At 56.0% G+C, this 14,245-nt stretch carries 14 protein-coding genes and 1 other annotated feature; of the genes, 5 read left to right on the plus strand and 9 right to left on the minus strand.

Translation table 11 applies throughout. The annotated features are described in order from the left end of the window. Position 1: 1 nt before the first annotated feature. Together hisG and hisL are read right to left on the minus strand one after the other, a co-directional pair. A complete protein-coding gene (gene hisG / locus E5C26_RS08210) occupies positions 2-901 on the minus strand; it encodes an ATP phosphoribosyltransferase (protein WP_012006049.1) in 900 nt (299 codons plus the stop codon). A 69-nt stretch (positions 902-970) separates the two neighbouring features. Next, positions 971-1,097: a sequence feature (His leader region), on the minus strand. Further along, positions 1,073-1,117 (minus strand): his operon leader peptide, encoded by a 45-nt coding sequence (gene hisL, locus E5C26_RS24975; protein WP_135315974.1) that lies wholly within the window; start codon positions 1,115-1,117, stop codon positions 1,073-1,075. It overlaps the preceding feature by 25 nt. A 420-nt stretch (positions 1,118-1,537) precedes the next feature. Between hisL and E5C26_RS08225 the strand changes: the two genes are divergently transcribed. Beyond that, positions 1,538-2,698, plus strand: a complete 1,161-nt coding sequence (locus E5C26_RS08225; protein WP_135315975.1) for an RNA-guided endonuclease InsQ/TnpB family protein — start codon at positions 1,538-1,540, stop codon at positions 2,696-2,698. A gap of 113 nt (positions 2,699-2,811) precedes the next feature. Further along, entirely contained in the window at positions 2,812-3,636 is an 825-nt protein-coding gene (locus E5C26_RS08230) for an SDR family oxidoreductase (RefSeq protein WP_112362346.1), read from the plus strand. A gap of 55 nt (positions 3,637-3,691) precedes the next feature. Here the strand turns inward: E5C26_RS08230 and E5C26_RS08235 are convergent, their stop codons facing one another. Then, entirely contained in the window at positions 3,692-4,606 is a 915-nt protein-coding gene (locus E5C26_RS08235; protein ID WP_135315850.1) for a LysR family transcriptional regulator, read from the minus strand. 248 nt (positions 4,607-4,854) lie between these two features. On the opposite strand from E5C26_RS08235, the gene speB reads away from it, so the two are divergent. Further along, positions 4,855-5,787: an agmatinase gene (gene speB / locus E5C26_RS08240; protein WP_135315851.1), complete on the plus strand. Its 933-nt coding sequence runs from the start codon at positions 4,855-4,857 to the stop codon at positions 5,785-5,787. A gap of 73 nt (positions 5,788-5,860) precedes the next feature. Further along, on the plus strand, positions 5,861-7,243 hold the full coding sequence (locus tag E5C26_RS08245) for a sodium:solute symporter (RefSeq protein ID WP_135315852.1): 1,383 nt from the start codon (positions 5,861-5,863) through the stop codon (positions 7,241-7,243). 41 nt (positions 7,244-7,284) lie between these two features. Here E5C26_RS08245 and corA read toward each other — a convergent pair whose 3' ends face one another. Beyond that, entirely contained in the window at positions 7,285-8,265 is a 981-nt protein-coding gene (gene corA, locus E5C26_RS08250; RefSeq protein WP_135315853.1) for a magnesium/cobalt transporter CorA, read from the minus strand. A gap of 11 nt (positions 8,266-8,276) precedes the next feature. After that, a complete protein-coding gene (locus tag E5C26_RS08255) occupies positions 8,277-8,696 on the minus strand; it encodes a GNAT family N-acetyltransferase (RefSeq protein ID WP_135315854.1) in 420 nt (139 codons plus the stop codon). Positions 8,697-8,827: 131 nt separating this feature from the next. On the opposite strand from E5C26_RS08255, the gene E5C26_RS08260 reads away from it, so the two are divergent. Continuing rightward, positions 8,828-9,928, plus strand: a complete 1,101-nt coding sequence (locus tag E5C26_RS08260) for a PQQ-dependent sugar dehydrogenase (RefSeq protein ID WP_135315855.1) — start codon at positions 8,828-8,830, stop codon at positions 9,926-9,928. A gap of 17 nt (positions 9,929-9,945) precedes the next feature. Here the strand turns inward: E5C26_RS08260 and E5C26_RS08265 are convergent, their stop codons facing one another. From E5C26_RS08265 to E5C26_RS08280, 4 genes are all read right to left on the minus strand, one after another. Further along, the gene (locus E5C26_RS08265) at positions 9,946-10,566 is read right to left on the minus strand and encodes a glutathione S-transferase family protein (protein ID WP_135315856.1); all 621 of its coding nucleotides are present in this window, start codon (positions 10,564-10,566) and stop codon (positions 9,946-9,948) included. A 102-nt stretch (positions 10,567-10,668) separates the two neighbouring features. Continuing rightward, positions 10,669-11,325: an HAD family hydrolase gene (locus E5C26_RS08270; protein WP_135315857.1), complete on the minus strand. Its 657-nt coding sequence runs from the start codon at positions 11,323-11,325 to the stop codon at positions 10,669-10,671. 358 nt (positions 11,326-11,683) lie between these two features. After that, positions 11,684-12,829 carry a trans-sulfuration enzyme family protein gene (locus E5C26_RS08275; RefSeq protein ID WP_135315858.1) on the minus strand — a complete coding sequence of 382 codons (1,146 nt, stop codon included), beginning with the start codon at positions 12,827-12,829 and terminating at the stop codon, positions 11,684-11,686. Between the two features lie 13 nt (positions 12,830-12,842). After that, complete coding sequence (locus tag E5C26_RS08280; protein ID WP_135315859.1) at positions 12,843-14,210, minus strand: pyridoxal-phosphate dependent enzyme; 1,368 nt, start codon at positions 14,208-14,210, stop codon at positions 12,843-12,845. Between the last annotated feature and the right edge of the window lie 35 nt (positions 14,211-14,245).

Here is a 14,245-nt window from a genome sequence, read left to right on the forward strand (position 1 = left end):
GTTACTCCATCATCTTCTCAATTGGCAACACCAGAATTGAACTGGCACCGAGCGCTTTGAGTTTTTCCATGGTTTCCCAGAACAGGGTTTCGCTACTGACCATGTGCATGGCTACGCGGTTCTGTGCCCCGGCCAATGGCAGAATGGTCGGGCGTTCGGCACCCGGCAGCAGCGCGACGATTTCGTCCAGACGTTCGCTTGGCGCGTGCAGCATGATGTACTTGGATTCACGCGCCTGGATCACGCCCTGAATACGGGTCATCAGACGGTCGATCAATTGCTGTTTGGCTTCCGGCATTTCGCCGTCGCGCTGGATCAGGCAGGCTTTCGAACGGTAGATGACTTCCACTTCACGCAACCCGTTGGCTTCCAGCGTGGCACCGGTGGAGACCAGGTCACAGATGGCGTCGGCCAAACCGGCACGTGGGGCGACTTCTACCGAACCGTTGAGCAGGCAGGATTTAAAACGTACACCCTGTTTGTCGAGGTATTGTTTGAGCAGGTGCGGGTAAGAGGTGGCGATGCGGGCGTCTTGCAGGCTTTGCGGGCCGGTGTATTCACTGTCGAGCGAGGTGGCCAGCGACAGGCGACAACCGCCGAAGTCCAGACGGCGCAGGGTGAAATAGCGCGGGTCTTCGCCCTGGGCACGACGGGTCAGCAGCTCTTCTTCCAGCACGTTCTCACCGATAATCCCCAGGTCGACCACGCCGTCCATCACCAGGCCCGGGATGTCGTCATCACGGACACGTAGGATATCGATCGGCATATTCTCCGCGAAGGCGATCAGGCGTTGTTGCTGCAGGTTGATTTTGATACCGCAGCGCGCCAGCAACTCCTGAGACTCATCACTCAGGCGGCCCGATTTCTGCATTGCTATCCGTAAACGTGTTTTATCCAGCATGGTAACCTCTGTTTAATCTGTAATTTTATGAATTTATTATGAAAATTATTTTTTCTGTCTGTCCGGAGCAAAAAAAAACCCTCGGAAGAAATCTTCCGAGGGCTCTCTCTTGCATTCTGCGCGCCACTGGAAGATTAGAAAACTGTCTTCCAGCACTCATCGCCTGAAAGACTAGTCAGGGTGATGGTGATGATGGCTGAACTGAATGCGTGTCATGGTGTTTTCTCTGTATAAAGTCGCTACAAACTCAATTGCTAATTAACCTAAACTATCCGCCGTCTTTCACGCAACTCTTTTTTATCGTCATAAATTTAATTTATTGCAACAGTATGAATTATTAGCCAGACGCGTCTTTACCTAAGCTTAGCATTTTCCCCGTAAACCCTCGCACAATCGGACGGAGATATAAGGGGAGCTCATCAGGTGTGTTCTGCGATGATACATAGGTTTTCAGTGTTTCGATTATTGTACCGCCAGCTCTACAGGTGAAATAAAAGCGCGACCAGAATGGACAACTCATTTGCTGACCCAATGGCGACGACGAAGATAACCGGTCAATTTATAGTGATGCACATTTTCTGGTCAAATGCTTCCTAAGGTCATACAGTACAAGCTTATTATCGGTGAGCGTCCATGATGAAAAGAGCCACTAAAGTACGCCTGTACCCGACTACCGAACAGGAGGCATTCTTGAATGCTCAGTTCGGCGCGGTGCGTTTTGTGTACAATAAAGCTCTGTATATCAGTCGTCATAGGTACCAGAGACACGGCGTATCAGTCAGTATTAAACGTGACCTGAAACCATTACTGGCGGTAGGAAAAAGGTCCCGCCGTTACCACTGGCTGAAAGACTATGACTCACTGGCGTTACAGCAGGCGGTGATTAATCTTGATACCGCTTTTGGACACTTTTTCAAGCGACGTGCTCGTTTCCCCATCTTTCAGCGCAAGCATGACAAACAATCCAGTTATCACCCCAACGGCAAAGTGTTAACCGATGCGATCCAGTTGCCAAAAATGACACCGATTAAAGCGGTTATTCATCGCGATATTATCGGTAAGGTGTCCAGTATCACCGTCAGCCGTGGCGCGACAGGAAAATATTACGCCGCAATACTCTGTGACGATGGACTGGCCGCGCCAGCCAAACCCGCACTGATAACCCGCGTAACCGGTTGTGATTTGGGGCTGACCCATTACCTCATTCAGTCTAATGGCAAAAAAACAGCCAACCCACGACATCTGGTACGCGCCAGCCTTAATCTGCGGCGCAAACAAAAAGCGCTATCCCGGAAAATAAAAGGCAGTGCAAACCGGGCAAAAGCGCGTTTACAGGTAGCGAAATGCCACGAGCATGTGGCGAATGGCCGTGCTGACTTCCAGCATAAATTGTCTCGTACACTGGTTGACGAAAACCAAGCGGTCATTGTTGAGACACTGAAAGCAGCAAACATGATGAAAAATCACAAGCTGGCGCGGCACATTGCGGATGCGTCGTGGTTTGGGTTCGTGATGAAACTGGAATACAAAGCGGAGCAGGCCGGCAAACATCTGGTGAAAATTGATCAATGGTTTGCCAGCTCTAAAACCTGTCATTGTTGCGGTTATAAAATGGCGGAAATGCCGCTGAATAAACGTATCTGGCCATGCCCGGCCTGTGGCGTTGAACATGACCGCGATATTAACGCGGCCATTAATATCCAGCGCAAGGGCATAACGGATTTACAGGCGGCGGGACTCGTCGTTTCTGCCCATGGAGGCCAGCGTAAATCTGTCATATCGACGGTTGCGGCCTGAGAAGTGGGAAGCCTCGCCGTTTACGGCGGGGAGCAGTCACTTGGATTGAATCACTACGCCGACTGGCGTAGCCTTAATGGGCAAAGCGTTGCAGTCTTCAAGAGAGGAAGCTGATGAAAAAGGTAGCCATTATTGGCCTGGGTTGGTTGGGGATGCCGCTGGCTCTGTCGCTGATGAGCCGTGGGTTTGACGTCGTTGGCAGTAAAACCACGCCGGATGGCGTCGAGGCCGCACGGATGAGCGGGATTGAATGCTATCAGCTGGAACTGACGCCGGAACTGATTTGCGAACCTGAGGATCTGGAGGCGCTGCTGCGCGTCGATGCGCTGGTGGTGACACTCCCGGCCCGCCGCACCGTCGAAGGCAGCGAAAACTATTTTAATGCGGTGCGCATGCTGGTGGACAGCGCGATGGCCTTTGGTGTGCCGCGCATTCTGTTTACCAGTTCAACCTCGGTGTACGGGGAAACCACCGGCACGGTACGCGAAGACTCGCCGTTGAAGCCGGTTTCACCTTCCGGCCTGGTGCTGGCAGAGCTGGAGCGTTGGCTGCATGAACTGCCGAACACCTCGGTGGATATTTTGCGTCTGGCGGGACTGGTGGGGGGCGATCGCCACCCTGGGCGTTTCCTGGCGGGCAAAGTCGATGTCAAAGGCGGTTCGCAAGGGGTCAATCTGGTGCATCAGGACGACGTGATCGGTGCGATCCAACTGTTGCTGAAACTGCCGAAAGGCGGCCACGTATATAACCTGTGCGCCCCGGCCCATCCCACCAAGCGTGAGTTCTATCCGGCGCTGGCCGAACAATTAAATCTGTCGCCGCCGCAGTTTGCCGCCGAGACGGAGCAGGGCGGTCGTCTGGTGGACGGCAGCCGTATCTGCAATGAACTGGGGTTTGAATATCAGTATCCGGATCCGGCGCGTATGCCGGTCAATTAAGCGTTTAGAACATGCCCTGCCAAGTGCGGGGCATTTCTTATGTTGCTTGCAGGGGCTACATCAACGCCATAGCGGCTGAAATCTCTCCGGCGCGCTGCAAATCCTCCAGCAATGCGCTCAATGCCTCCTTCGGCAACCCCGGCCGGGTCACCAGACTCAATGCCGCCTGATAAGACAGCGCTTGCCCCCCCAACTGTTTCAGGACGCCTTGTTCTACCCAACGCGCAGCGTAATGGGTGGGCAGGTAACCGAGATACTCGCCGCTGAGCACCAAATGAGCCACCCCTTCCATATGATGGGCGACGGCGCCGAGGGTTAACGGCGCCAGCGGACAAAGTTGCTGTGCCAACAAATAGCCGCGTTTAACCCAGCGTGCATTTTCAATCTGTTCACGCTCCGGTTGCTCCAGCGTAAACAGCGGGTGATCGCTACTGCAATACACCGCCTGCGTCTCTGCTATCCAGGGCTGATACTGCAACTCGTCCAACTGCTGACCGAAATAACCGATGCCCAAATCGAGCTGCTGATTCAGCAGCCCCTGTTCTATTTCTCCGGGGGCGCAAATGCGGCACTGCAACTGCACATCCTGATGTCGGCGTTGAAACTGTTTGATGGCATGGCTGAAGGGATTGCCCGGCAGCGACACCAGGTTATCTACCAGGCCAATTTGCAAATCCCCGGTCAGCAGGCCGTTCAGGGACTGACTGACGCGGGTAAAATCACGAGCGGCGTTGAACAGGGTGCGGCAGGCGATCAGCATGCGTTCGCCTTTCGGCGTCAGCATAAAACCGGAACGGCCGCGCTGACAGAGGCGAAATCCCAGCCGGGTCTCCAGGGTGGCGAGATGGGTGCTGATGGTCGACTGGTTCATCAGCAACGTTTCCTGGGCCGCGCTGACGCCCTGGGCTTCGGCGACGGCGACGAATACCCGCAGCAGTCGCAGATCAATATCGCTTAGGTTGGTGAGCATCCGTTCCTCCGCATTAATAACGCGTTATTAACCATTTTATAACACATCCAGAATAAAGCTGGCGGCCGTGAATCTGTCTTTTTATGTCACGAATGCCAAATAAAATCCAATGGTTCAAGTGGTTACCAATCATCGGTGTTTTCAATGCTTACATCCCAAAGATGGAATGGTAGCCCTGTCAGGGGGCGGGTAGCCTGTAATTGTTATCTAAATGTTGAAATTATCCGCCACCCGAACAAGGAAAGCCCATGTTGAACCAACCTCAAAGCGGTAATGATATGCCGCGTTTTGCCGGTATCCCCACCATGATGCGTCTGCCCGTCGCCGACGATGCTCGGGGGCTGAATGCGGCTTTCGTCGGTATTCCTCTCGATATTGGTACCTCAAACCGCAGCGGCACGCGCTATGGACCGCGGCAAATCCGTCAGGAATCGGTGATGATCCGCCCTTACAACATGGGCACCGCTGCCGCCCCTTTTGAACGGCTGCAGGTTGCCGACCTGGGGGATGTCGCCATCAATCCTTACAGCCTGGAAGACAGCGTTCGCCGCATTGAGTTAGCCTACAACGGCATTCTGGCCCACGGTTGCATTCCACTGACGCTGGGGGGCGACCACACGCTGACGTTGCCTGTCCTGCGCGCCATGGCCAGCCGATATGGCCCGGTCGGCTTGATTCACGTAGATGCTCACTCAGACACCAACGAAGAGATGTTTGGTGAAAAGTTGGCGCATGGCACGACTTTCCGCCGCGCTTTTGAAGAAGGGCTATTGCAGCCACAACGGGTCATTCAGATTGGCCTGCGCGGCAGTGGCTATGAGGCCGATGATTTCGATTGGTCGCGCAAGCAGGGGTTCCGCGTGGTACAGGCAGAGGCCTGTTGGTACCGCTCGTTGGCACCGCTGATGGCGGAAGTGCGCGAGCAGATGGGCAATGCGCCGGTTTATCTCAGTTTCGACATCGACGGTCTGGATCCGGCATTTGCACCGGGTACCGGCACGCCGGAGGTCGGTGGGCTGTCAGTCTGGCAGGGGCTGGAAATTGTCAGAGGCTGCCGGGGGTTGAATCTGGTCGGCAGCGACGTAGTGGAGGTTTCGCCGCCTTACGATCGTTCCGGCAACACCGCGCTACTGGCGGCTAACCTGTTGTTTGAAATGCTGTGTGTCCTGCCTGAGCGTTAAGGCGACGGCAATAACCTGATCGGCGGAGCCGTTGCGCCTGATACCGAATAATAACAAGCATGCGGAGTGACCGATGAATCTCGACCTGCTGGTAGTGGTGTTTTACTTTTTGGTGATAGGGGCGGTGGGTTGGCTTGGCGTTCGCCGGGCCACCACCAAGGAAGATTATTTGGTGGCCGGTCGCAATCTGGGGCCCTGTTTGTACCTGGGCACGCTGTCCGCTGTAGTGCTTGGCGGCGCGTCGACCATCGGCAGCGTCAAGCTGGGTTACACCTACGGGATCTCGGGCGTGTGGCTGTGCGGTGCGCTGGGGGCGGGGATTGTGGTGTTGAGCATGGTGTTGGCCAAACCGCTGCTCAAACTAAAGCTCTATACCGTCAGCCAGGTGCTGGCGCGGCGTTATCATCCGGCCGCCAGGGTCACCAGCGGTGCGATTATGTTGGCTTACGACCTGATGGTGGCGGTGACCTCGATTATCGCCATCGGCAGCGTGATGCAAGTAATGTTTGATTTGTCGTTCACCGCTTCGATTCTACTCGGTGGCGGTTTGGTGGTGCTTTACTCCACGCTGGGTGGCATGTGGTCGTTGACGCTAACCGACATCATTCAGTTCATTATCATGACCGTCGGCATGATGCTGGTGTTGATGCCGATGAGCATCGTCAAGGCCGGTGGCTGGGCGGCGTTCAGTCAGCTGTTGCCGGACAGCTACTACCAACTGTCGTCGATCGGGCTCGATACCATTCTGGTGTTCTTCCTGATCTACTTCTTTGGCATTCTGATCGGTCAGGATATCTGGCAGCGGGTATTTACCGCCCGTAGCACCAATATTGCTCGCTACGCCGGGTTGGGGGCAGGGGTGTACTGCGTGCTGTATGGCGTGACCGGCGCTCTGATTGGCATGGCCGGCAAGTTGGTGCTGCCGCAACTGACCAATACCGACGGCGCTTTTGCCGCCATTGCTCAGGCGGTGCTGCCGCCGGGCGTGAGCGGGCTGGTGGCGGCTGCGGCGTTGGCGGCGCTGATGTCGACGGCCAGCGCCTGCCTGTTAGCCTCTTCAACCATCGCGCTGGAAGATGTATTACCGGCTGTCCGCAAGAGGCCTTCCGGCGGACTGGCGGCCGGGCGTTTCACAACCTTGGTCATGGGCTGCATTATGCTGGGGCTGGCGTTTGTGGTGCGCGACGTGATGATGGCGCTAACGTTGGCTTATAACCTGTTGGTGGGCGGTATGTTGATCCCGCTGATCGGTGCGATTTTCTGGCAACGTGCTACCAGCACCGGTGCTATCGCCAGCATGCTGACCGGCAGTCTGAGCGTATTGGCGCTGATGTATTACCATGGCATTGAGGCCAACAGCCCGATCTACGGTGGTCTGTTGGCGGGCGGCGCGGCTTTTCTGATTGGCAGCCTGCTGACCCGGCCAAGCCCGCAGCCACAGGTGCAGCCGGAATAATAAGTAATAATGGGGCTGTGACAAGGCAGCCCCTTTGCCCGCTACAGCCAGCCGGATCTCTTCAGTTTTTGATACAGGAAGAAGCAGCCGACGGCGGTCACCCCGAGGATGGTGTGGTAGGCCCAGGGGAATTTCAGCTCAGGCATATTGGCGAAGTTCATGCCATACAGGCTGAATATTACCGTAGGGATCGCCAAAATTGCCCCCCAGCCCGCCAGTCGTTTGACCACTTCGTTCTGTTTTACCGTGACCAGTGCCAGGTTGACGTGCATGGCGTTAGTCAGCATTTCTCGCATATCGTCGATAGTGCTGACCACCTGGCGCGCATGGTCTTGCACATCTCGCACGTAGGCGCGCAGCTCTTTCGGGATCACCTCTTCATGCAGGCGAATCAGCTGATTGCAGATCTCGTCCATCGGCATCGCGGCATTACGCAACGCCAGCAGGTGGCGCCGTAGGGTATAGACGTTTTCAATGGCGGCCTGATCAAACTCGGACTTGAACATGTTGGCTTCGATGGCTTCGATCTCTGTCTCAAACTTCGCCACCACGGTACGGTAGTTATCTACCACAAAGTCCATCACCGAATACAAGGCAAAGCCCGGCCCGCGGCACATCTGTTTGTGGTTTTCCTCGGCCTTGAGGCGGATCGGCGCATAGCTGGGCGAATCGCCGTGACGCACCGTGACCAGAAAGTTTTTGCCAACAAAGAAGTGGGTTTCGCCGTACTCGACTTCGTCCTGACCCCACTGCGCAGTTTTGACCACGATAAACAGTGAATCGCCGTAGGCTTCCAGTTTGGGCCGTTGGTGGGCACAAAGTGCATCCTCAATCGCCAGATCGTGCAGTCCAAACTCCTCCTGCACTTTGCGCATAAAGGCGTCTTCCGGCTGCCACAATCCGAGCCAGACGAAGGTGTCCGGCTGTTTGACCACCTCGCTGATATCATCAATGGTCACTTCGCCCAGCCGTTGACCGGCCTTGTATGCCACGCAGTTCACAACCATGGTTGTGGTTTCCATCAAGCCACCTGCTATTCAATAAGAGTTTTGGTGAGAAAGTAAAACTCGTGTTCCACCGGGTAATTCTGCAGCGTCATCTGTAGCTGGTAACCGAGTTTCTCGTAGAAAGGCCGCGCCTGAAAGCTGAAGGTATCCAGGCGAACATAACGACAACCCCGCGCCCTGGCTTCCTGTTCCGCCGCCAGCACCACCTTGCGACCTAACCCACTGCCGCGCTGCGAATCATCCACCCACAACCATTCAACGCTCAACCAGTTGCCCCAGGTCTCGCCTGTCAGGCCTGCGACCACCCGACCGGCTTCATCCTGGCTATACACGGCAAGGGGTTTGCGTTGGGTAGGGTCAATATACGGACTATTATGGGCTCGCAGCCCCAAACGGATCACGTTGAGGGTTTCTTCGTCAGGTATTTCGGTAACGGTGATGCTCATGTTTCCTCCTTGGTGAACCCTTAACTTAAGCACAGTCCGTGGAAAAGGCAACATATTGAAATTTAAAACAAACGTTGAAACCAGCCAACTGGACTACACTAAGCAGGTCAGTTTTTAGCCAGGAGGATGCCATGTCCCGATTGACCGTGATGACCGCTTTACTGTTATTGAGCGGGCTGCTGCATGCAGCGCCGACGGTGACTCAATTACAGGATAAATTGGAGCACCCGTGGTCATTGGCGTTTTTGCCTGGCGAACGGGGAATATTAATCACTGAACGACCGGGCCGCCTGCGCTTGTGGCAGCAGGATCAGGGGGTGTCTGCACCGATTAGTGGCGTGCCCCAAGTGTATGCCCAGGGGCAAGGAGGGCTGCTGGAAGTGCTGTTGGCACCGGACTTTGCCGACAGCCGACGGGTTTATCTCAGCTTTGCCGAAGCGGGGAAAGACGGGAAAGCGGGGACGGCAGTGGGCTATGGCCGGCTAAGCGCCGACAACCGGCGCCTGGAAAATTTCAGGGTGATTTTCCGTCAGCAACCGAAACTGTCGGTCGGTAATCACTTTGGTGGCAAACTGGCGTTCGATCGTCAGGGTTATCTGTTTATCGCGCTGGGCGAAAATAACCAGCGCCCGACGGCGCAGGATCTGGACAAATTGCAGGGTAAGATCGTGCGGTTAACCGCCGAAGGGGCAGTGCCGCCGGATAATCCGTTTGTCGGCCAGAGCGGAAAGCGGGCGGAAATCTGGTCTTATGGTCAGCGTAATCCACAGGGTTTGGCGCTGAATCCCTGGAGTGGCGCAATCTGGGAGCATGAGCACGGTCCGCGCGGCGGTGATGAGATCAATATTCCTCAGGCAGGGAAAAATTACGGTTGGCCGATTGCTACCTTTGGCATCAATTACTCCGGGCTGGCAATTCCGGAAGCCAAGGGGCAGAAGGTGGCCGGTACCGAACCGCCGCTGCATTACTGGCCGGTGTCACCAGGTATCAGCGGTATGGCTTTCTATGACTCAAAGCGTTTCCCCGCCTGGCAATATTCACTGTTTATTGGCGCACTGGCGCAGAAAGAGCTGATTCGTTTAACGCTGGACGGTGACAAAATTGTGGCTGAAGAACGGCTACTGGCAGATCTTGGTGAACGCATTCGTGAAGTGCGCATCGGGCCGGATGGTTATCTTTATCTGCTGACCGATGAGAGTAACGGTCAGCTGCTTAAGGTCGGGGCGTCGTAAAAACCACCCCGAGAACATCAGGTCAATTCACTCATCACACCGCGCTGATAGGCGGGGCGCGTGGTTAACTGCTGGTACCAGCGCTCCATGTTCGGGCGAGGTTGGCGCTCAATCGGCATTGAGAACCAGGCGTATGCAAAGCTGCCGAGCGGGATGTCACCGATGCCGAACGACTCGCCGGAAAGATAAGGTTGGCGGCCCAGGGTTTCTTCCACGATGTCGAAGTGCTTTTCCAGCGCGGCGATCGCCGCTTCAATCTTGGCCATGTCGCGCAGTTCCGGCTTGGTACGCACCAGGCCCCAGAACACCACGCTAAAGTGGCTGACAATGGTGGAGGTGGTCCAGTCCATCCATTTTTCCGCGCTGGCGCGGGCCTGCAGATCCTGCGGATAGAATGGCTCACTGCCAAACTTTGCCGCCAGATAGCGCACTATGGTGTTGGATTCCCACAGCACAAAGTCATCGTCCTGCAACAGCGGTACCAGGCCGTTCGGGTTCAATGAACGGTAGAGTTCATCGTTCACCTTGCCAAATGCGCCACCGGCATTGATATGGCTGTAGTTCAGCTCCAGCTCTGCAGCACACCACAGCACTTTCCTGACGTTGTTCGAATTTTCACGACCCCAAATGGTCAGCATAGAACGCCTCTTTATACGGGTGAATTAACTAAGCTGTTATTCGTACGCCACAATTGAGCTGTTGTCACACCGGAAGGCATTTTTTGCCGACCGGATTGCCATTTAGCGCTCCCAACGACAGATTTCCCAACCTTGTTCCACCGCCAGTGCGGCGAGTTCAGTGTCCGGGTTGATCACCGTAGCGCTGTCGACATACTCCAGCATCGCCTTGTCGTTGAGGGAGTCGCTGTAACCATGGCTGTGTTCAAAGCTTAACTCCGGGTGTTCAGCCAGCCACTTCTTCAGGCGCGTCACCTTGCCCTGTTGGTAAGTCATGGTGCCGTAGGTGTTACCGGTGAAGCGGCCGTCTTGCACTTCGACGCCAATCGCCAGTGCGTCGTCGGCACCCAAGTGTGCGGCAATCGGCGCGACCAGATGTTCGCCGGTGGCGGAAATAACCAGAATGCAGTCGCCGCGCTCACGGTGCCATAACAGGCGTTCACGGGCGGCAGGGTAGACACGTGGCAGAATATCGCGGCGAATATAACGCTGCACCCACCCGGCCACCGTCTGGGGGCTCAGGCCGGCCAACGGCGCCAGCGTGGCCTGCATGTAATCCTCCATCGACAGCTTGCCCTGATAATAGAGCTGCATCAGTTGCTGTTCCTGCTGTTCCAGTTCCGCCGGCGCAAACCCTTCGGTGACTAACCAGCGCATCCACAGGCTGGCGCTGTCATCATCAATCAGGGTTTCATCCAGGTCGAATAAGGCTAAATCCATCAGTATTTCTCCGGCAGGCAGGGAGGGAAATAGGGGTGTATACAGAATAGTGGATAGAGTAAGTCGTCAGCCAGTCGTGGCGACGAAATTGCGCAGAGCATAAGAAACTTTGATGACGGTTTTGCGACGCTTTGTTGAATCTTTGCATAACTTAGAGCGCAACAATATTGGCTCGCGTCTCTGACGGGTGGTAACTATAGGGCAATGCACTGACCATTCAGGAGTAAACGATGCTGATCATTCGCCTTTATAGCGGTCCGGTTTTTGTCGGAGATGAAGAGGAACAGGAAAATAGCACCCCCATTGATGCTGAGGATGCCATTGTTGTGGAAACTTTTGCTGCTTGATCAATCCGTGATTATTCTGCCAGCGCTTGCTGCAGATCGGCGATCAGATCTTCCGCATCTTCAATACCCACTGACAGACGCAGTAACTGTGGCGTGATGCCGGTCTTCAGCCGCTGCTCCAGCGGGATCGACGCATGGGTCATGCTGAACGGCTGGCTGATCAGACTTTCCACACCGCCCAGGCTTTCTGCCAGGGTGAACAGTTTTGACCGTTTGATCACCCGGCGGGCAAAGGCATCATCACCTTTCAGACGCACCGAAATCATGCCGCCAAAGCGGCTCATCTGCTTTGTCGCCAACCCATGCTGCGGATGGCTCGGCAGGCCCGGATAGTAGACTTCTTCTACCTGCGGCTGGCTTTCCAGCCATTGGGCGATGCGCAAGGCGCTGTTACTGTGGCGCTCCATGCGCAATGCCAGGGTGCGGATACCGCGTAGCGTCAGGAAGCTGCTGAACGGATCGAGAATGCCACCTACCGCGTTTTGCAGGAAACCCAGCTGTTCGGCCAGTTCCGGGTTATTCCCAACCGCAGCCACACCGGCCACCACGTCGGAATGGCCATTGAGATATTTGGTGGCGGAATGCACTACCACGTCAAAGCCGAGTTCCAGCGGACGTTGAATATAAGGTGAGGCGAAGGTGTTGTCCGCCACGCTGATTAAACCGTGTTTTTTGGCGATCGCCGCGATGGCGCTCAGATCCGCCAGTTTCAGCAGTGGGTTGGTCGGCGTTTCCACCCAGATCATTTTGGTATCCGGCTCGATCGCCTGCTCCAGTGCGGCAATGTCCGCCGGAGAAACATAGGTAACCCGCAGACCGGCAGTGCGGCTACGTACCTTTTCCAGCAGGCGATAGGTCCCGCCGTACAGATCGTCAACCGCCACCAGGTGGCTGCCCTGATCGAGCAGTTCCAGCACCGTCGAACAGGCCGCCAGGCCAGAGGCAAAGGCGTAACCGCGGCTGCCGCCTTCCAGTTCGGCGATGGCGCTCTCCAGCGCGGTGCGCGTCGGGTTGGCACTGCGCGAATATTCATAGCCGGTATGCTCTCCCGGCGCCGGTTGGGCGTAGGTGGAAGTGGCGTAAATGGCCGGCATCACTGCGCCGGTAGCGTCCGGGGTATAACCGGCGTGAACGGTCAACGTATCAAACTTGGTCATACAATCATCCTTATTAACGTAATTTTTGGCGCCAGGCGTTAAGCACGTCTGTGCGGGTAATCAGACCGAGGAAGCGCTCACCGTCGAGCACCACCGCCACGTGGCCGTGGTTGAAGGTGGCGAGCAAATCCTGATAGCTGGCTTCTTTTTGCAAGGTTTTGACCGCATGGGTCATGGCGTGGGAGGCCGGCAGGCTGAAATGTTTGGCGTCCGCCTGCACGGCATTCAGCAGATCCCATTCGTCGATCAGGCCGATCACCCGATCGCCCTCCAACACCGGCAACTGCGAAATGTCATACAGCTGCATGCGGGCATGGACGATAGCCAGAGTATCTTCCGATGCCACCGACACTGCAGCGCCTTCGTCATGGCTGTAGGCGATCAGATCGCGCAGATCGCCATGCTGCGGCTTGCTTAGCAGGCCCTGTTCCAGCATCCAGTGATCGTTATACATTTTAGACAGGTATTTGTTGCCGCTGTCGCACACGAAGGTGACCACCCGTTTGGGTTCTGTCTGCGCCTGGCAATAGCGCAGCGCGGCGGCCAACAGGGTGCCGGTGGACGAACCGGCCAGCACGCCTTCTTTGCGCAGCAGGTCACGTGCGGTGGTAAAGGCCTCGGCATCACCGATACGGTAGGCGTTGCGCACCTGGTTGAAGTCGCTTAACGGCGGGACGAAATCCTCACCAATGCCTTCTACCAGCCAACTGCCGGCCTCACCGATCTGGCCGTTATCAAGATAATCCGCCAGAATTGAACCGGCGGGGTCAGCCAGCACGAATTCGGTCTGCGGCGACACTTCGGCGAAATAGTGGCTAAGACCGCCCAGCGTGCCACCGGAACCGACGCCGACCACGATAGCGTCCACCTGATGGTCCATCTGTTGCCACAGTTCCGGGGCGGTGGTGCGGGCATGGGCCGCCGGGTTGGCCGGGTTGTTAAACTGATCGATATAGAACGCACCGGGTATCTCACTCGCCAGGCGTTTGGCGTAGTCTTGATAGTAAGCTGGGTGGCCCTTGCCCACGTCGGAGCGGGTCAGCAAAACTTCCACCCCCAGTGCCCGCAAATGGAAAATCTTCTCCCGGCTCATTTTGTCCGGCACCACCAGCAGCAGTTTATATCCCTTCAGGGCTGCCACCAGCGCCAGCCCCAGGCCGGTATTGCCGGCGGTAGCTTCAATGATGGTACCGCCTGGTTGCAGGCTGCCATCCCGCTCCGCCTGTTCGATCATCGATAGTGCCACCCGGTCCTTGATTGAGCCGCCGGGGTTTTGATTCTCCAGCTTGACGAACAGCCGGCAGGGGCCGGTATCGAACTGGGTCAGTTCCAACATCGGGGTGTTGCCGATCATATCGATGACGGAATGCGGTATGGCCATGGGTTGTCTCCAGAATAATGCGGTTTAAAAGCCGT

The organism is Serratia proteamaculans, from assembly GCF_004684015.1.
GTDB lineage: Bacteria > Pseudomonadota > Gammaproteobacteria > Enterobacterales > Enterobacteriaceae > Serratia > Serratia proteamaculans_F.